Annotated in this window: 16 protein-coding genes; 8 read left to right on the top strand and 8 right to left on the bottom strand. The window is 46.5% G+C overall.

Annotation, left to right across the window (positions count from 1 at the left end; all coding sequences use genetic code 11):
• Nucleotides 1-125: 125 nt before the first annotated feature.
• Nucleotides 126-1,229 (bottom strand): septal ring lytic transglycosylase RlpA family protein, encoded by a 1,104-nt coding sequence (locus IQ257_RS05365; protein ID WP_193872553.1) that lies wholly within the window; start codon nt 1,227-1,229, stop codon nt 126-128.
• Nucleotides 1,230-1,668: 439 nt separating this feature from the next.
• Between IQ257_RS05365 and purM the strand changes: the two genes are divergently transcribed.
• Nucleotides 1,669-2,745 carry a phosphoribosylformylglycinamidine cyclo-ligase gene (purM, locus tag IQ257_RS05370; protein WP_193872554.1) on the top strand — a complete coding sequence of 359 codons (1,077 nt, stop codon included), beginning with the start codon at nt 1,669-1,671 and terminating at the stop codon, nt 2,743-2,745.
• 82 nt (nt 2,746-2,827) lie between these two features.
• On the opposite strand, the gene IQ257_RS31065 is transcribed toward purM, so the two are convergent.
• Nucleotides 2,828-3,073 (bottom strand): hypothetical protein, encoded by a 246-nt coding sequence (locus tag IQ257_RS31065; protein WP_193872555.1) that lies wholly within the window; start codon nt 3,071-3,073, stop codon nt 2,828-2,830.
• 830 nt (nt 3,074-3,903) lie between these two features.
• Here IQ257_RS31065 and IQ257_RS05380 point away from each other — a divergent pair.
• On the top strand, nt 3,904-4,254 hold the full coding sequence (locus IQ257_RS05380; RefSeq protein WP_193872556.1) for a hypothetical protein: 351 nt from the start codon (nt 3,904-3,906) through the stop codon (nt 4,252-4,254).
• A gap of 195 nt (nt 4,255-4,449) precedes the next feature.
• Here IQ257_RS05380 and metK read toward each other — a convergent pair whose 3' ends face one another.
• Nucleotides 4,450-5,712 (bottom strand): methionine adenosyltransferase, encoded by a 1,263-nt coding sequence (gene metK, locus IQ257_RS05385; protein WP_193872557.1) that lies wholly within the window; start codon nt 5,710-5,712, stop codon nt 4,450-4,452.
• Nucleotides 5,713-6,076: 364 nt separating this feature from the next.
• Here metK and cysC point away from each other — a divergent pair, with 364 nt between their 5' ends.
• Together cysC and IQ257_RS05395 are read left to right on the top strand one after the other, a co-directional pair.
• Nucleotides 6,077-6,652 carry an adenylyl-sulfate kinase gene (cysC, locus tag IQ257_RS05390; RefSeq protein WP_322744204.1) on the top strand — a complete coding sequence of 192 codons (576 nt, stop codon included), beginning with the start codon at nt 6,077-6,079 and terminating at the stop codon, nt 6,650-6,652.
• A 170-nt stretch (nt 6,653-6,822) separates the two neighbouring features.
• Nucleotides 6,823-7,200, top strand: coding sequence for a DUF423 domain-containing protein (locus tag IQ257_RS05395; RefSeq protein WP_193872559.1), 378 nt, complete (start codon nt 6,823-6,825; stop codon nt 7,198-7,200).
• A gap of 155 nt (nt 7,201-7,355) precedes the next feature.
• Here the strand turns inward: IQ257_RS05395 and IQ257_RS05400 are convergent, their stop codons facing one another.
• Nucleotides 7,356-7,868 (bottom strand): hypothetical protein, encoded by a 513-nt coding sequence (locus tag IQ257_RS05400; protein WP_193872560.1) that lies wholly within the window; start codon nt 7,866-7,868, stop codon nt 7,356-7,358.
• 935 nt (nt 7,869-8,803) lie between these two features.
• On the opposite strand from IQ257_RS05400, the gene IQ257_RS05405 reads away from it, so the two are divergent.
• The gene (locus IQ257_RS05405; protein ID WP_193872561.1) at nt 8,804-10,720 is read left to right on the top strand and encodes a glycoside hydrolase family 10 protein; all 1,917 of its coding nucleotides are present in this window, start codon (nt 8,804-8,806) and stop codon (nt 10,718-10,720) included.
• 96 nt (nt 10,721-10,816) lie between these two features.
• On the opposite strand, the gene IQ257_RS05410 is transcribed toward IQ257_RS05405, so the two are convergent.
• From IQ257_RS05410 to IQ257_RS05425, 4 genes are all read right to left on the bottom strand, one after another.
• Entirely contained in the window at nt 10,817-12,379 is a 1,563-nt protein-coding gene (locus tag IQ257_RS05410; RefSeq protein WP_193872562.1) for an FAD-dependent oxidoreductase, read from the bottom strand.
• A 222-nt stretch (nt 12,380-12,601) separates the two neighbouring features.
• The gene (locus IQ257_RS05415; RefSeq protein ID WP_193872563.1) at nt 12,602-13,045 is read right to left on the bottom strand and encodes a hypothetical protein; all 444 of its coding nucleotides are present in this window, start codon (nt 13,043-13,045) and stop codon (nt 12,602-12,604) included.
• A gap of 362 nt (nt 13,046-13,407) precedes the next feature.
• The gene (locus tag IQ257_RS05420) at nt 13,408-13,626 is read right to left on the bottom strand and encodes a hypothetical protein (protein ID WP_193872564.1); all 219 of its coding nucleotides are present in this window, start codon (nt 13,624-13,626) and stop codon (nt 13,408-13,410) included.
• Nucleotides 13,627-13,782: 156 nt separating this feature from the next.
• Nucleotides 13,783-14,718, bottom strand: a complete 936-nt coding sequence (locus IQ257_RS05425) for a glycosyltransferase family 2 protein (protein ID WP_193872565.1) — start codon at nt 14,716-14,718, stop codon at nt 13,783-13,785.
• Between the two features lie 723 nt (nt 14,719-15,441).
• Here IQ257_RS05425 and IQ257_RS05430 point away from each other — a divergent pair.
• Genes IQ257_RS05430 through IQ257_RS05440 form a run of 3 tightly spaced genes read left to right on the top strand, consistent with a single transcriptional unit; the run spans nt 15,442 to nt 17,844 of the window.
• A complete protein-coding gene (locus tag IQ257_RS05430) occupies nt 15,442-16,461 on the top strand; it encodes an ABC transporter ATP-binding protein (protein ID WP_193872566.1) in 1,020 nt (339 codons plus the stop codon).
• A gap of 46 nt (nt 16,462-16,507) precedes the next feature.
• Complete coding sequence (locus IQ257_RS05435) at nt 16,508-17,401, top strand: ABC transporter permease (protein WP_193872567.1); 894 nt, start codon at nt 16,508-16,510, stop codon at nt 17,399-17,401.
• Between the two features lie 44 nt (nt 17,402-17,445).
• Complete coding sequence (locus tag IQ257_RS05440; protein WP_193872568.1) at nt 17,446-17,844, top strand: hypothetical protein; 399 nt, start codon at nt 17,446-17,448, stop codon at nt 17,842-17,844.
• Nucleotides 17,845-17,956 lie beyond the last annotated feature (112 nt).

Below are 17,956 nucleotides of genomic sequence, written 5' to 3' on the forward strand. Positions count from 1 at the left end.
CTTGATGTACAACGACCGAAGACTATCACTTAGTTTGATTAACGATTCTGAAGACATACAGCAGATTGCACACTAATTACTCTCTCAGTATCCCTGGTTTTGGATCATCTTTTTCTTGGAATACTCTAACGTGAAGTATCTAAAACTTCCAGACGCACGGGAGCCGTACCGGTTTGTATCATTCCCAACATTCTGGCGGCTGCTGCTGAAAGGTCAATCACCCGACCTCCTATAAAGGGTCCTCGGTCGTTAATCCGTACAACCACAGAGCGACCGTTGTTTAAGTTTGTCACCCGTACATTGGTTCCAAACGGTAAGTTGCGGTGGGCAGCGGTTAGAGCATTTTGGTTGTATCGCTCACCACTAGCGCTAGGATTGCCGTGGAAGCCAGGACCGTACCAAGAGGCGATGCCGTTAATCTGAAAGCGAACCGGACCGATGGCAACTTGTGTAACGGTACGCACTGGTGGTTTTGGTCTGCCTGCAATTTCGCGCAAGGGGGGAGCGTTGCCCATCAGTCGGCGGAGGCGATTTGTCGCTTGCAGGGCGTCTTCTGCTGGATTTTTTGTGGTGTCTGGCAAGATCGTGTTTTCGTTGATTTGCACTAACTCCTGATCCTGTACGTTGATGCTGTAGCAGTTGCAGTCTGCTTTCCAGCGAACGGCGATCCCTTCGGCATCTAAGTTATCCCGATGGAGTTGATTGAGTTGAGCAGCAATGGCTGTAGCTCTCCAAACGGCATCATTTCCGCTCTCTCCATTCGCCGCATTAGATTGGCTAGACATCGGCAGATTATTGGCTGCAATCGAGTTACCTGCTACCTTTTGTTGAGATTGAGGTAAGGGGGCTTCAGCCGTTTCTCCGACTTTAGTATCGTTAGCGGTTGTCGTTGGATAGCCTAGGAACGTCAGGACGGGAATGCTGCGGACGTAGAGGGTGGCTGCCTGACGTCCATCTAGTTCGTAAGCATGAATTTTGGCAACGACGTCTTCTTCTTCAGTCGCCTGTGATTGAAATTCTCCCACTTTCACGACTTCCGTCGGCTCCACCTGTGCTTGTTCTGATGCCGGAGTGGGAGTTGCTGATAACTCCTGCATCTGTGTGGGAGAAGAGTTGCCCTCGGAATCTGGGTCAACTGCGATCGCTTGTTGGGCAGGATTCAATAGTGCTGTACCGAGGGCTGTTGTCACTAGAGTAACGGTAATGCCACTCCAAATTCGTTGGTTCATAAGCCTGTTTTCAAAAGCATTTGGAATTCTAGGTGAGTTTAGTGTTTCCGGTTGTAGTGCATAGAGAACTCAAATGCGAAAATATAGAACGAACCCGAAACGAGTACGAGCTATTTTTCTGAACTGCCACAGACTAACATGAAGTTTCGGGGTTGGGGATCGGTGATCTTCGGTAGACCCACAAGATTTTATCAAAACTTTACGCTTGTTGATTGGCATCAATGTTTTGTCCAGCAAAGCTTGCAGCGTTTTTACTTCCTCCGAAAAACCACTTAACTTTAACAAAAGTTTACAATACTTGTTTTGCTTCTACAATCTCTTATTAGGGGCTGACTGGTTGTTTTTTGGGAAATTTGCTGACACAGACTGCTACTTTAGCGAGTAAGCAAGCGGTAAAATATATCGGAGCATCTCTAGCTCACAACCTTAATTTGTTTCAATGGATTATCGAGAAGCTGGTGTTGATGTCGAAGCAGGTCGAGCGTTTGTTGATCGCATTCGGAATCTGGTAAACAGCACCCATCGACCTGAAGTTCTAGGTGGAGTGGGTGGTTTCAGTGGTTGTTTCCAGTTACCGACGGGGTATCACGAACCGATTTTAGTATCGGGAACCGATGGCGTTGGCACAAAGCTCAAGCTAGCTCAAGAGTTCAACCGCCACGATACCGTTGGCATCGATTTGGTAGCGATGTGTGTCAACGATGTGTTGACGTCTGGAGCACAGCCACTATTTTTCTTAGATTATTTGGCAACGGGCAAGCTCAACTCCGAGCAACTGACTCAAGTTGTGTCTGGTATTGCTCAAGGGTGCCGCATGGCAGGTTGTGCTTTGCTAGGAGGGGAGACAGCAGAAATGCCCGGTTTCTATGAGTCAGGGCAGTATGACTTGGCGGGATTTTGCGTGGGTATTGTTGAAAAGAACCAGTTGCTCAACAGGATTCAGGTACAGATAGGAGACGTAGCCATTGGCTTGGCGAGTCAGGGGGTTCATAGTAATGGTTTTAGTCTGGTGCGGAAAATTGTTCAGGAGTTTTCAGTAAAAACCCTACCGAGTGGCAGTGCTTATGGAGAAGAGGCACGCCGCTCAAATTGGGACTTCTGTCCGGAACAACTGGCAGGCAAAAGCCTAGGTGACGTTTTGTTAGCACCCACTCAGATTTACGTTAAACCCGTTCTGGATGCTCTGCGTGCTGGAATTGATATTCACGGTATGGCGCACATCACAGGTGGAGGGTTGCCAGAAAATTTGCCACGCTGCCTCGGTAAGAATCAATCGGTTCGCATTGAAGCAAAGAGCTGGGTAGTGCCACCCATTTTTCAGTGGTTAGCTGAAGCAGGTCAGGTTAGTCCTGAGGCGATGTTTAATACCTTTAACATGGGTATTGGTTTTGTAGTACTCGTGCCGCCAGCACAGGCAGAGTCGGTTCGTAGTTGGTTTGAGTCCCAAGGTGTTGCGGCTTCTACTATCGGAAATGTGATTGAGGGAACGGGTGAGGTTGTGGGAATACCTCATTGAGAGCGATCGCTAATGAAATATTCAGTCACGTTAACATCTGCCATGACCAAATCCTCATAGCTCACAGCCTGTTTTAACAGATTTATACTCTTCCCAGAGTGACAAAAGAGCGATAAATACCTTCGTGCTGAACAAGAACGCCAGCGTGCTGAACAAGAACACCTTCGTGCTGAACAAGAACGCCAACGTGCCGAACAAGAACGCCAGCAGGCAGAAACAGCAAAGGCTCAATTAGACGAAGAACGACAGCGTAATGAATTGTTGGTAGCCAGGTTGCGTTCTTTGGGTATTGATCCAGACGCGATCGCCGAGAGTGAGTGAAGTACATTGTTTCTGTGAATAATGGCTGGAGGTCAAATTGACACAGCCATTAACTATTGGCAGCAAGTCACCTCTACTTAGACAGAAGAGGGATATACACCTCCCTCCGGTGTATTTGGATGGGTTGGCGGAGGGGACGGCACCCGGTGTGTGAAGAATTCTCAATGCGAGAGTAAGTAGGTCGGCACTGGTTCCACTTAACGGGTAAAGGTCGTCATTTTTTATTAGTAAGGGTTTCAAGCATCTTTAAGTTTGGCAACATAGTTCGCTTTATTCGTGCCGACCTACTTATCTCTTGTGACCAATGACTTGGCACTAGTCAAAGTTGCGATACCAATAGGCAACCGACATCAGAGCAGCTCTCAAAAAACGCTATCCAGAAACTCACAGCTCAGTTTATTCAAAGCACAAAAGTTAGTAATTTCCGGTGCATCCACAACTAAAAGTTCAGAACTACAGGTGCTCATCTGCTACTTTCTGGTGTAATACATTAGGAAAATTAGTAATACTAAAGTATGTCATGTATTACACAGGAATAGCCGCTTTAGAAACCGGAAATTACCAACAAATCCAGGCTAACTCTCCTATCTTTTATAAAAATAGCAATAAAGTCAAGGGAATCAGAAAAAAATATTTAAAACGACTTAGCCTCTTACCTGAACACACAACGCCTTGAGGTGCATTCAGGAATTTCAGAGCTATTACCAATAGGCTCTATCTTTACAAAAATTGTCGGATTCTTCACGAAATCTTGCTCAGAAGGGTTCGGATTATGGAATTTGCGGCTGAAAAGCAAAATAGAAGCGAAATCTATTATTTGATACCGAGAGCACAGGCATGAACTTCATTAACCGCTTAATTCAAGCTGCAAATGCTAAAGTCAATTCTCAGGACTTACGCAAACACCATTGCGAAAGCCCCCCAAACTCCCCAACCTTGGGGGAAGTAAATCGGGTTCCCCCCTCCTTTCTAACCAAGGGAGAATTAGCGGGGCGAATGCATAAGTCCTGTTCTTTGCTAGCAAACAATCCATCCAGAATTCTAGAGTGCCAAGTTTCTGAAGTTCAGCTCAAGCAGGATAGCCTCAAGGCACAGCCTGATCCTGATAACAGTGACTCATTAATCTCAACGTCATCCAAGTCAATCGTTGATGCTCAACTAGAAGCGCTCTGTTATTTTTGCAGTTAGGGACTTCCCACCCACATTTCGCCCTCCAACTGTCATATAGCCAAAAAAGCTGCCGCTCTCCTGATAGGAATAACGGCAGAAACTCATCGATCTATTACATTTCTCTATAGGGTGAGGTACAAAGGCTCTGAATTTCAGGGAGTAGGTACGAAAACTAAATGTACTTCACTTAAATAGGAATTGCTATACCATTTTTCATCTCATTGAAACTGAAAGTGGTGGTTTTACAGCCTCTCGCAACTGTTCGGCTTTATCAGTCTGTTCCCACGGCAGATCTAAATTGGAACGTCCAAAATGACCGTAGACCGCAGTATCTTGATAGAAGCGACCGCCCCGTAACTTGGGTAGCTCGAGCAGATTAAAGCTTTGAATGATTCCAGCAGGACGAAGTTCAAAATGCTGCTGCACTAGTTCCAACAACTGATCCTCATCTACTTTCCCAGTACCAAAGGTTTCTACCATGATGCTAACGGGTCGAGCGACACCAATCGCGTAACTGAGCTGAACTTCGCATTTTTCTGCCAGACCTGCTGCCACGATATTTTTAGCAACATAACGGCAGGCATAGGCAGCAGAACGGTCTACTTTCGTAGGGTCTTTGCCAGAAAAAGCACCACCGCCATGGCGCGAGTAGCCACCGTAGGTATCGATAATAATCTTGCGACCTGTTAACCCTGCATCCCCTTGAGGACCACCAATCACAAATTTACCGGTAGGGTTGACGAGGAAGCGGGTGCGCTGGTCAGGCTTGATATGGATATCTCGAAAACTTGGCTCAACCACTGCTGCCCAAAGGTCTTCTTTGATTTTGGCTTGCACAGCCGATTCGTTGGTAATATCACCAATGGTAGAAGTGTGTTGGGTAGAAAGTAAGATGGTATCGATTCCAACAGGTTTGCCATCTTCATAGATGACGGTGACTTGGGTTTTGCCGTCGGGACGTAGGTAAGGTAACTGCCCCGATTTGCGCACGGCTGCCAGATGCCGAGACAACCGATGAGACAGACTAATGGGCATGGGCATCAGTTCTGGGGTTTCGTTGCAGGCAAAACCAAACATCAAACCCTGATCCCCTGCGCCAATTGCGTCTAATTCATCGGAACTCATCTCCTCCCGGCTTTCTTGGGCTGTCGTGACACCTTGGGCAATATCAGGAGATTGTTCGTCCAAGGCAACTATAACGGCGCAGCTATTCGCTGAAAAGCCATTCTCGGCGTTGATGTAGCCAATTTCAGCTATTTTTTTGCGAGCTAAGTCAATGTAGTTAACATTGGCTTGGGTGGTGACTTCACCAGTAATAAGTACCAAACCAGTATTCACAACGACTTCTGCTGCAACACGGCTGCGGTCATCTTGAGTGAGCAGCGCATCTAAGATGGTATCGGAAATCTGATCGCAGATTTTGTCAGGATGACCTTCGGTAACGGATTCGGAAGTAAATAGGTAGCGACGAGACAAGGGTCGATTCTCCTTAAAATGGCAGATGGATCGATTGAGGTTTGGGAGCGGTTTTTAGGGACTGTAACTTGCAATCTTATCAATTTACACCTTCAACCAGAGTAGTCAACTGTCTGAGCAGGTGTTTACCTATAATGGTGTGTGGCATTTTACAGTTATTGATAATCTTTACAAACTCTTTACAATAAGTGGCTGGTGATATTGGGTAATAGTATAGGGTTTTCCTTTAGACTATTTTTAACTTGTCAGCTCGGCGTGAGGGTTCAGTTCCACCAAGTAAAGTGCCTTCTAAGAGGTTAGAGGAGAACAATTTACACCCAGTTCATTGGCATCCTCAGATGGAATGAGTCTTAATTAGTAAAGCATACTTGAGACTAGCAGGAGACAATTATTCATGAAGCAGCGTGGTGTTACAGTGTGGTTCACAGGTTTGAGTGGTGCAGGGAAAACCACTATCAGTCGAGCCGTAGCGGAGGCTCTGCAATCGAAGGGACACAACCTGGAAATTTTGGACGGAGATATAGTTCGTGAGAATCTAACCAAAGGATTGGGTTTTAGTAAAGCTGATCGGGATGAAAACATCCGCCGCATTGGTTTCGTATCTCACCTGCTAACCAGGAACGGCGTGATTGTCTTAGTCTCTGCGATCTCTCCCTACCGGGAAATTCGGGAAGAGGTACGCCAGCGAATTGGAGATTTTGTTGAAATTTATGTCAACGCTCCCCTCGCCACCTGTGAAGAGCGTGACGTTAAGGGGCTTTACAAGCGAGCTCGTGCTGGAGAAATTAAGAGCTTTACCGGAATTGATGATCCCTACGAATCGCCACTGAACCCAGAGGTTGAATGCCGCACTGACTTAGAAGAATTGTCCGAAAGTGTGGCAAAAGTCCTACAAAAACTAGAAGAGTTGGGTTATCTTCCTGAAAAGCTAGCAGTGTAAGAAGTCTAGAGGCACTCGAACAAAGCCCTAGTTAGTTATGCTTCACTACTTTCTTTTCTTATAGAACAGTAATCAGCGGTTAGCAGTTCGCTCAAGGCTGATTGCTGTTCGCTGACTTGAGTGCTCAGTTTATGACGGTGCAGAGTATAAGTGCTATAAACCAGATCAAGATGGCTCGGATATTTCTATTTATTGCTGCTCTTCTGGGCGGTTTTGCTGTTGCTGGGGGAGCCTTTGCTGCCCATGCTTTGAAAGCAAAGTTGAGCGAACGGGCGATAGACATTTTTGAAACGGGTACTCGTTACCAAATTTACCATTCCCTAGCTTTGTTAGTGGTGGCATTGTTACTCAGTCGTGCTGAAGCTGCCCAGTCGATGCTGGTAACAGCAGGGTTGGCGTTTATCGTTGGTATTGCCCTATTTTCAGGTAGTTTGTATGCTATGAGTCTAACGGGTATGAAGTGGGCGGGAGCCATTGCCCCCTTTGGGGGAGTTGCCTTTATCTTGGGATGGGGGTGTTTAGCGATCGCAGCTTGGAATTTCAAGTAACTGGCACGGCAGGTTATTCAGTTGTAGTCAGAATTGTATTTTAGCGGTTGGATGCGGGGAGTTGGGGAGCGGGGGAGAGATCAATTACTTCTTTGAATGCTAACTGGGTATCAACATGAAAAGCCCAGGAACAGAGTCTCTGGTCTTTTTAGTTATTATCCATTCACACAGACCATTCTAGATGTTTGTTTTTGACACTGATTGTTAGGAAGCTCTAACCGAATCGGGTTAGCTGCCCAGCTCTTAAAATCTGGTGCCAGCCGAATCAGCTTTTGCAAAATCTCATCATTAATCCACAGCACTAAAGGAAACGGAAATTGTTTGCGAAACTCATCACGGACTAGGTTGGTGGCATTTAACACCCGATCAACTTCCACAACGGACTCTAAACCAAAAACGACTAATGCTGGTGGTGGTGGCTCTTCCAGGGAAGTGAACACGGCGGTAAATAGGGTGTCTACAGAGGGATGTAGTCTCACACCTTGAACGGGTAATGAGGAGAGTTCTTGGAGCTGGTTTAACACTTGTAGCGGTTGAGGTGAGCACTGGCAGCACACTAAAATCAATGAAAATTGACCTTGAGACATACTGATAGCTCTAATCAGCCTTTCCAGTGCTTTGTTATTTGCTGGGCAATCCCCATCGTTTAACTCAGTGTGTTTGGTCATAGGAAAATAGTAGAAGATTTGTACTAAATTAATTTAATTTTTCTTTAAAATTTCTTAAATTTTTATCATTTTTTTTCAACACAGCTCGATTTACAATTTCTAATCTTTAATATCAGATTAGAGTATGGGTTTAGGTCGGCTGATATAGAAAAACAGTCCGATCGCCTTACAATCCTCTCGTTTGTCATAAAACTTAACATTAAGGGTTGATCCATCCAGATCCACTGTATTGGTGGAGAATCCTCAAAGTCAGCCAATGTCACCTAACTCCAGAGGGCAATTACGCTACATTAGGTTAGGGTTCGCCGCTTTTTTGTGGATGAGCAGTTCAGCAGCAACGCTGCTAACTTCAAGGGGACAGGCTTGGAGAAACAGATAGGGAGGAAATTGGAGGAACCGTTAGAGAGTGTTTGTAAAGAAAAAATTAAGACAGGAGGGCAGCCGAGGCACTGGGTTCTCCCTCTCAAAAAAACCGGGCTTTCAGCTTCATCCCTTACTTAACCACTATTTTACAAATCGCCTCTTCTTTAAAGCAGACGTACCTTTGCACAAAGGTACAGTTTGGTTTTCAAAGCTATCAAGAACCTGAATGACCCGATAATCTACAACTATCAATTACCCTCAAGAAGAACTAACGTCCTTAGCCCTCAACCTAAGGAAAGTTCAGGTAACAGCTAGCTGGTAAGCTCTAACCCCAAAGCATACACTCCAAAAGTAAAAAATTCGAGTAAGGAGTGGGCAGTAGTAGCCTGTCAAGCTTAAATGGACGAGTAGAGAGGAGATTCTTGAAGACTAAGGAGAACCAGAAAAATGGTTGATTGCTATCGAAAACGGACAACAGTCGCCAAGACAGCAACTTTTCTCCGACTATCCCAGTCATTCCCGATTGGTTGGAGGCGTTGGCGTCAATAGTGACCTATGTATATTCAATAACGATGAAACGATTTCTAAAACGCTTGTTGACAGCTTGGGCAGATGGGCTGGTTTCTTTTAGCCGTACTTTTGGACATCAGGCTTGGCTAGTTTGCCTGTTTTTACTGGGTGCTTTCGCCGCAATCTGGCAACCAACGGCAGCTTACTCTCAAATAACATTTAACGATATCCAAGGGCATTGGGCAAAACCTTGCATCGAACAGTTGGCATTGCAACAGATCGTCAGGGGATACCCAGATGGCAGCTTTAAGCCAAATGCACCCGTCACGAGGGCTGAGTTTGCGGCAATGCTAAGTCAATCCTTCGCCGATGCATCTGAGTTACGCACGGGTGGAAAATTTGCGGATGTACCAGCCAGCCACTGGGCAAGTACTTCTATTCGCAAGGCGTATCAAACCGGATTTCTGGCGGGTTATCCCGGTGGTGTCTTTCAGCCCAATCAAAATATCCCCCGCGTACAAGCGCTGGTGTCCCTAGCAAGCGGATTGAAGTACGTTCCCACTCAACCTCACCAGGAGACATTACAAGCTGCGTTTACCGATGCGGCTCAAATCCCCGACTATTCCCAAGGTGCAATAGCAGCCGCTACAGAAAACCAGCTCGTCGTCAATTACCCCAACGTCCGGACATTTAACCCCAATCAAACGGCAAGTAGAGCTGAGATTGCGACGTTTTTGTGCCAAGCGACCCAAAAAACAGCATTAGTGCCATCCCAGTATATTGCCACTGCGAAGACCCCAACGAATAATTTAACAGAAGAGATTCGGGGGGTGTGGTTGACAAATATTGATAGTGATGTGCTCTTTTCCCCAGAAAAAACCACTAGTGCCCTGCAACGCCTCAAAGAACTAAATTTCAATACGGTATATCCTACCGTTTGGAATTGGGGATACACTCTCTATCCGAGTCAGGTTGCCAAACAGGTTATCGGACGCGAAGCGCAGATATCGACGCCCTTAGAGAAAGAGTCCTATGATCCAGAACGGGGATTGCAGGGGCGAGATGTTCTCAAAGAACTAGTTGAGGTGGGGCATCAAAACGGCATGAGAGTTATCCCTTGGTTTGAATTTGGCTTCAAGAGTCCCTCCTACTCTGAATTAGCCAAACGCCACCCAGATTGGCTCACCCAAAAGCGAGACGGCACTCAGACTCAGGTTCCCAACGGCTTAAAAGCTGAGGATAGAAAACTGCAAGAGATCGTCTGGCTCAATCCCTTTAAACCCGAAGTACAGCAATTCATTCAAGAGTTAGTCGTCGAGATTGTTCGGAACTATGATGTGGACGGCATCCAGCTCGATGATCACTTTGGTTTGCCAGTAGAGTTTGGTTATGACGACTTCACGGTAGAGTTGTACAAAAAAGACCACCAAGGCAAAGCACCCCCAACCAACCCCAATGATCCCGAATGGGTACGCTGGCGGGCTAATAAAATTACCGATTACCTGACGCGGCTGTTCCGGGCAATTAAAGACACCAAGCAAGACGTTATCCTCTCCGTTTCTCCCAATCCGCTGCCTTACTCCTACGAATTCGCCTTAGCAGACTGGCATCAGTGGGAACGGCGTGGCTTGGTAGAAGAATTAATCGTGCAGATTTATCGAGACGACTTCAACACCTTTACTTCAGAATTAGAGCAGCCGGAAATTACAGCAGCACGCCGTCACATCCCTACTGGAATCGGTATCTTGAGTGGGTTGAACAAGAAACCCGTTTCCCTGTCGCAAATCAAGAAGCAAGTTGAGGCAGTCCGGCAGCGGGGATTTGCAGGTGTGTCGTTTTTCTTCTACGAAACCTTGTGGAATAACAGCACTGAAACACCACAGCAGCGTCAGACAGCCTTTGGATTGCTTTTTCCCATGCCAGCAGAACCCCCTGATGTGTCAGAGGATTGGCAGCCATCCAACGCATCGGCAGATTAATGGGTGAGATTAAATTCAGCCGACATCTTGTAGAGACGTTGCATACAACGTCTCTACTTTCAGAGTACAAAAGGGGATTTTCAAGGCAATTGGGTATCAAACGATAACCGTCTCAAAATCTCTCAGTCTAGTGGCTTCCACCGTTTGAGCTACTCCGAAGACACGAGGAAGTTGACCCGTCTGTGTGAGAACTTGTCTCACCTCCAGGCTGGATACCTCTGATAGATTTCTGCCACTGAGAAGAGCAATCATCGCCGCGATGCCCAAGCCCTGCCCAACTGTTGCGTTAAATTCTACAATCCTACCCGCAGCAGAGGCAAACCCCCCAAATCCAGAAGCCGGACTAACGACGGCTAAGTTGGGAACCTCTTTAATTTGGGCGTGCCGAATGCCAACGTTGAAAACAGGCGCACTGAAACTAACACTCTTGAACCCTTGAGCATGAGCCTTGATACCAATACCAGGAATACCACCTCGTACATCAAAATGATAAGCAAAGGTTCCCAATGCTTCCCAAGCCGGGACGCCACCTGCAAGCATCATTGAGCCAGTCAGGGGTTCTACAACTCCTGTGACGTTGCCAGCGTGTCGTATGTAAAGTTCGGATGCAGGCTGGATAGAAGACGCGCCGATACTCTTCATCCAGGTTTGGACAAATGCCATCTCGTCTAGCATCGATTGAGTCGGCTTGGCACTTCCTCGGGCAAGTTCCTCGGCTTGGGTGCCGTTAACCGCAAACAACAGAGCATTCCACGACAGCCTGCCATCTGGCAGTATCGCAACATTGCCCTTGTCTAGCATGACACCACTTTCAGCCAGGGATAACTTTTTGCCCCGGAACGAGTGGTAGGCTACGGATAGAGCTGGAGAGCGGATGTCGATGTAATCCTTGCCTACCCACATAGTTTTGAGATTGCCGTTGGCATCGACCATATCCTGCCGGAGTCGTTCAGCAAGTTGGGAATCCCCAGCAGTAGCGTGCCTCAGAAAGTCCTGAGCTTGGGTATCAGCCAGATTGGTAAAGCGTTTGAGATAGGCTTGCTCTATCTGTTTGAGCCGTGTAACGCTAAGTCCTTCCGTTTCAAAGACTAGAGTGACGGGAAGTTCCGATTCTGGCAAGCCAAAGGTTGCAAATCCCATGAGTTTATCGACTCCAGCCGCTTGTGCTAACTCGGCATTCACCGTAGAATCGATAAATTGCTGACCCGAATAGGTTTCACCTCGGGTTAAATGGATGCCGACTATCCTCTGACCCTCTTTTAAGATAGACTCAATCTTCACGTCCCGGATCAGAGCAACCCCAGCCTCTTGCATCATCCGCTGAAGAGCGGCAGCCGCCTTGCGGGGATCAAGGGCAATGGAGACAACACCGGCTCGCTGTAAGAATTCTTTGTAGAGTGTGGAGGGTGTCCCAAAGGTATCCAAGCCATGGGATTTTTGCAGCTCTTTTGAAACCTGGCATCGATCGAGATAGGCAAGTCCCCCTCTGACTAGATGACCGCCCACACCTTCATATTTGCTGCCTTTGGACATTAAAAGGACTCGTGGGTATTTCAATGTCCGGCGGCGATACTCTCTAGCCGCAGCAATAAGCGCTAGGACACCGGGAACTTCGTCACCAAATCCGATGACATCATAAAAACGTTCATCCCAAGTCATTTTTCAATTTCCTTTTCCCTGGAGAACTTTTCCTCTCAGACCGATGAGAGGAGTACTTTTGTGATCGCGAGAACTTCTATCTGTGCAAAACTCGCTTTCAGTACTCCATGTATTTTTTTATACCAAAGAGGATTATTTTATGTAGTATAGCCGGAGTAAGTTGGGAAATGGTAGTTTTTTAGGGGAAGTTTTTAAAGCCAGTATTGAGGCAACCTGGGTAGCTTATTCGCTGGGTGAAACGCTTTTGCCTTCTAGCTTGATTACCGAACCCGATACATCCGTCCGATAAGTCCAACGTCGTTGTCCGCTAGCTACAGCAACCTGCCAGCCAGGGACTGGCATCTGAGTACAAGATACCTCAGAATACCCCAATCCCAAACAGTTATCGGGCCAAGTATGGGGTTGAGCATCCACCACACGAAGATTAGAAGGAGGCATCCGTGAATGCTGTGCCGTATGCTGCAACACGGCATGACCAACGGTTGCTGATAACTGAACCTCAGACTCAAGAAACGGATTGATTGCCCCTCCTATATTGGGTGATGTATCACCCACGGTAAAGTACAAGATCGCTGTAAATGCTAATGCTTGAACGATCAGATGGGGCTGGAATGTTCTATCGTCAACGGTTGTTTTGTTAAAGTTTGTATTTTTAATGTCTTCCATCGCAAGTCTCGCAAATGGGGGCTGAAATTGGATAGCGTACCAATTAGTAGATAAGAACACCCCAATGCCGAGTGGCTCCGGAAACCTTGAACTTTTTCCCGGTTTGAGTATCAATACCCTTGCAAGTGATTGTGACTTGAAGTACGACACCAGTTCTTGATCAGACGCTACCCTATAGTAGGTGGCAAGAACTACCGCAAAGAATCTTACTCCCGATTTCCCTCAACGGTTCCCCTTCTGAGGCAACTAACTCGGCTGAGGAGATACTTTAGATACTGCCACACTCCAAAATAGTACTTGCTGCAAAGGTATAACGTTTAATACAGGGATAGACCCTTGCAATCGAGCTATGGGTTCTGCGACTAATCTTCTTTTTGCAGAACCTGTCTGAGTCCTTCTCGTACAAGCGCTTCTTCCTTAGTATATAGTATTTTAATCAATAAAAGGCTGAATTGCCATCTTCCGTTATAAATAAATTGCCTCAGACGATGCCCAAAAAATTCTAGAGCCATCAAAAGAGCGATCGCCACAGTTACCCAATCCTTTTGGTAGCCGAGAAACTCTAGACTTGCAACAAGCAACTCTGGCTATGTGAAAGCAACTTCCAACGTGTCCAAACAGAGATTCAACTCTTAACAGAGGTACGGAATCAGGATGAGTTCACTAAGCGATCGCACTTTTTCAACCCAAAGGCAGTCTTACACTGAAAACTAGTCCATAATGCTTGAATGTTTGAATCACGTCAGTCTTTGACTGGGGGACACCAGTAGCTGGCGTTCAGGCAGACTACTAACTTGTTTCGTCGGAACATTTTCAGCTTGTGCCTCCGCCACTGAATGAACTCTATCCATACCCGATGGCGGCATTTGCTGCATTTCCTGAACCTTGAGCAAAATCAGGTATTCGTAAAACGCTTGTAACGTACACCAAGCAACTCCAGCTTTCCCATCCAAGAAACCCCCAAGAAAGAAATACATATAAATCCAACGCACCAGGGGTCTAAACGGCAAGCGCAGAGATAAGTCCTTGAGTGCTCGTCGTCGTTCCACTTCGGAGTGACCGAAGAACAAATTCCGCCAATTGACAGTTCCCTGTTCTAACTGACGCACAGTTTCAGCCGCTTCGTCGGTAGAGTAGCGGTTGTGCTTTTCAATCCAGCGCGATAGTCCCTTGCTACAAGTGTAATGGGGATAAGTTTCTTTTAGAAAACCCGTTGAGCCATTACACACTTCCCGTTCGGTATGACCATAGTCTGTGAACCAGACTTTCCCTTTTTGGAACAAGCGCATTTGGTAGCGGGGATACTGAGTACTGTGGCGAATCCACTTACCCAGAAATATGACTTGTTCCGCCACATAGTAACCGATAGCCTCTTGGCGTTGGCTTGCCTCCAGACATTCCTGAAATAGGGCTGGGGTCATCCGCTCATCAGCTTCTAGGATGTAGACCCATTTGTGCTTGGTGGGAATAGACTCTAGCATCCAGGTACGCTGCTTACCGTGGCTCTCAAACTTATGTTGCACAATGCGGACGGGATAGCGCGAGGCAATTTCCACTGTGCGATCTGTACTACAAGAATCTACAACAACCACATCATCCGATAGTAGTGCCGATTCAATGCAGGCAGCAATATCAATCTCTTCGTTGTGGGTCAGGATGTAAATGGAAAACATGAATAGCTTTAGTGAGAAGGTGACAGGAACAATAAATTCCTTAAAAAGTGGTTATAACGTCTTGTTGGCTAATGGAACTCTATCTATCTTTCTTTAATTAGAGAAAGTTTAGCAACGAACGGTTGTAGTTTTAAATTTTTAACTCCCTCTTATTGATTTATATCCTGCCAAAATGCAAATAGCAACCCATAGTTTCTAAAATAAGCTCTAAACCTGCCTTAGACTATTAGACTATTGGTATACCTTATCTACTCTTGGTCTAGAGCGTTTTGCCATCCTTGCAAAAATTTATAGTTTCCCTTCAATATTAGCTTGCAGAACGGCATCACATCAAGGAAGATTTTATCCCCAAGGCTTTCGGGCTTTTTAAGGCTAAAAGGATTAACAAAACTTTTTTTAATTCGGTGGCAGAACCTAAAAAAATCAGAGTGCCTGCAAATTGTCCAGAGAGAAGATGGCTCTTTACTGAAAATTTACAATTTCAGTGAGAGCTTGTACAAACGGACGGAGCTAAAATTAGAGAATTATTGAGTATAACTCTACAAACACGAGCCTGAATCACTGCACCCGCACCTAGGTAAGCCATTGACCAAAAATTAGACTTGACAAAAAAGGTAATATGCGCATAAAGCTTAAATGCGCTGGCTCGCGACGAACCCCTTAATATAAGAAAGTAAAGACTGTTGAGATTTGTGTAGCCAATTCAGGCATAGATAACTATATATGGCTCCTGCCGTTTTAATCGAGAACCTGCAAAAACGCTACGGTGATGTCGAAGCCGTCAAGGACATCTCCTTCAAAGTCGAACCCGGTGAAATTTTTGGGTTACTCGGTCCCAATGGTGCGGGTAAGACAACAACCATTCGCTGCCTGTGTACCCTAAGCAAACCCAATGCTGGCAAAATTGAGGTGTCTGGTATCTCAGTTATTGACAATCCCAGAGCAGCGCGGCGACGCCTCGGCTATGTCGCTCAGGAGGTTGCTCTAGATAAAGTACTCACAGGTCGAGAGTTATTGCAACTGCAAGCGTCGCTCTATCACCTCCCCAGCGTTTTTGCGAAAGAGCGAATCCCTAAAATAATTGAGGTACTGGGATTGCAGGATTATGCTGATAAAAAGACTGGCACCTATTCTGGTGGTTTACGCAAGCGTCTGGACTTAGCCGCAGGATTGCTTCACCAACCCGATGTTTTAGTGCTAGATGAACCAACGGTAGGGCTGGATATTGAAAGCCGAGTCGTAGTTTGGGATTTCCTGCGCCAATTGCAGAAAGCGGGAACTACCGTGTTGATTACTAGCCATTATCTCGAAGAAATTGATGCATTGGCTGACCGGGTGGCAATTATTGATAAAGGCGTCGTGATTGCATTAGGGACGCCTTCCCAGTTAAAAGACGAGGTGGGAGGCGATCGCATCACGCTGCGCATCCGTGAGTTCTCACCCGTGGAGGAAGCCCAGAAAGCCAAGGATATGCTTCAAGCTTTACCCTTTGTGCAAGAAGTAATCGTCAATACAGCTCAAGGTAACTCTCTAAACTTAGTCGTGAAACCCCAAAGCGATGCCTTAACAGCCATTCAGCAATCCCTGAATGATGCAGGTTTGCCGATCTTCGGAATTGCTCAATCACGACCCAGCTTAGATGATGTTTACCTTGCGGCTACAGGTCAGACTTTAACCGATGCCGAACTCGCTGCCGCTGGAACCCGCGATCTCAAGGCAGAGAAAAAGCAAAGTATGAAATAAGAGCAGTCAACTCTTACTGTTTACAGGACTTAATTTAAGAAGCACTATGAGTGGAACAGTTACTCCTTCCAAATCCGAAATTAACTGGCAACCCGAGGTAGCGACTCAGATTTCAGTTAGCGATAAAGCTGGTTTGGGCGAGTTCGTCCAAGAAACCCTGGCTCTTACCAAACGCCTATTCATTCAACTCCAACGGCGTCCTTCCACCCTAATTGCTGGGATTATTCAACCGCTGATGTGGCTCGTATTATTCGGAGCTTTATTTCAAAATGCGCCAAAAGGACTCTTTGGTGAGAGCCTCTCCTACGGGCAATTTCTCAGTGCTGGCGTGATTGTCTTCACGGCTTTCGCAGGCGCGTTGAATGCTGGGTTGCCTGTCATGTTCGACCGAGAATTCGGTTTCCTTAACCGCTTACTGGTGGCTCCTTTAGCTTCGCGGTTTTCCATTGTTGCTGCTTCTGCCATCTACATTGTTGCCCTCAGCTTTATTCAAACGGTCGTAATTGTCGCCGCTAGTGCTTTTCTAGGAGCAGGATTACCCAATCTAGTGGGAATGGCTACAATCGCGCTGATTGTCTTCCTGCTGGTTTTGGGGGTGACGGCGCTGAGTCTGGGGCTGGCGTTTGCCCTACCCGGTCACATTGAACTGATTGCGGTTATTTTTGTGACTAACTTGCCCTTACTGTTTGCCAGTACTGCCCTTGCACCGCTTTCCTTCATGCCAGGATGGTTGCAGGTCGTGGCAAGCCTCAATCCTCTAAGTTATGCTATTGAACCGATTCGCTACCTTTACCTCAATAGTGAGTGGTCTTTAGGAAGTGTGGTGATGCAAGCTCCTTGGGCGTCAGTGAACTTGGGCGGGTCAATTTTGATACTCCTAGGCTTTACTGTCGTCGCATTGCTAGCAATTGGACCCCTACTTCGCCGTCGATTTGCTTAAATAGAGACATTGAGTTCCCCTATCTCATTGCCCCATTAACTGCCATGAAAATCAGTACTCCCCTTGTTTCTGCATTGACCTCAACTCTGCTAGCTCCCATTGCTTTGGGTATTGCCGTTTCAACCGCAGCGATCGCTATTACCTCGGCAATAGTATCTCAACCTGCTGTAGCTCAATCTGCAGGAACTGTCGATCCTCTAGAAGATTTGAATCGGTCAAATGATGTAGATGCTTTGACGGGCCAGACTGATGGCAGTGGCTTAAGTCCACTGGACTGGATTCATCGCCTCCGACTGGGTACAGGCGAATTGGATGAAGAAACCGTTCAAAAAAACTTAGACACTTCTATCGACGAGTATCGACGTCAGCAATTAGAGCGGTTGGGCAATTCACAACCTGCCATTCCGGGGACTCCATCTACAACTCCCGGAATAGCAAATTGAGGTAGGGCTCAACCCTCTTCACTTTTATGGGAGGGGGTTAGCTTTTCCCGATTCGCCAACACTGTCGTATTAATGGGTAAGGGCACGGTAGATTGTGCCCCTACAGGTATTT

Source organism: Coleofasciculus sp. LEGE 07092, assembly GCF_015207375.1.
GTDB lineage: Bacteria > Cyanobacteriota > Cyanobacteriia > Cyanobacteriales > Coleofasciculaceae > LEGE-07092.

Excerpts from the sequence above, each read along its gene's own strand:
- IQ257_RS05365 (WP_193872553.1), bottom strand. The coding sequence starts at position 1,229 with ATGAACCAACGAATTTGGAGTGGCATTACCGTTACTCTAGTGACAACA.
- purM (WP_193872554.1), top strand. The coding sequence starts at position 1,669 with ATGGATTATCGAGAAGCTGGTGTTGATGTCGAAGCAGGTCGAGCGTTT.
- IQ257_RS31065 (WP_193872555.1), bottom strand. The coding sequence starts at position 3,073 with ATGTACTTCACTCACTCTCGGCGATCGCGTCTGGATCAATACCCAAAG.
- IQ257_RS05380 (WP_193872556.1), top strand. The coding sequence starts at position 3,904 with ATGAACTTCATTAACCGCTTAATTCAAGCTGCAAATGCTAAAGTCAAT.
- IQ257_RS05395 (WP_193872559.1), top strand. The coding sequence starts at position 6,823 with ATGGCTCGGATATTTCTATTTATTGCTGCTCTTCTGGGCGGTTTTGCT.
- IQ257_RS05400 (WP_193872560.1), bottom strand. The coding sequence starts at position 7,868 with ATGACCAAACACACTGAGTTAAACGATGGGGATTGCCCAGCAAATAAC.
- IQ257_RS05405 (WP_193872561.1), top strand. The coding sequence starts at position 8,804 with ATGAAACGATTTCTAAAACGCTTGTTGACAGCTTGGGCAGATGGGCTG.
- IQ257_RS05410 (WP_193872562.1), bottom strand. The coding sequence starts at position 12,379 with ATGACTTGGGATGAACGTTTTTATGATGTCATCGGATTTGGTGACGAA.
- IQ257_RS05415 (WP_193872563.1), bottom strand. The coding sequence starts at position 13,045 with ATGGAAGACATTAAAAATACAAACTTTAACAAAACAACCGTTGACGAT.
- IQ257_RS05425 (WP_193872565.1), bottom strand. The coding sequence starts at position 14,718 with ATGTTTTCCATTTACATCCTGACCCACAACGAAGAGATTGATATTGCT.
- IQ257_RS05430 (WP_193872566.1), top strand. The coding sequence starts at position 15,442 with ATGGCTCCTGCCGTTTTAATCGAGAACCTGCAAAAACGCTACGGTGAT.
- IQ257_RS05435 (WP_193872567.1), top strand. The coding sequence starts at position 16,508 with ATGAGTGGAACAGTTACTCCTTCCAAATCCGAAATTAACTGGCAACCC.
- IQ257_RS05440 (WP_193872568.1), top strand. The coding sequence starts at position 17,446 with ATGAAAATCAGTACTCCCCTTGTTTCTGCATTGACCTCAACTCTGCTA.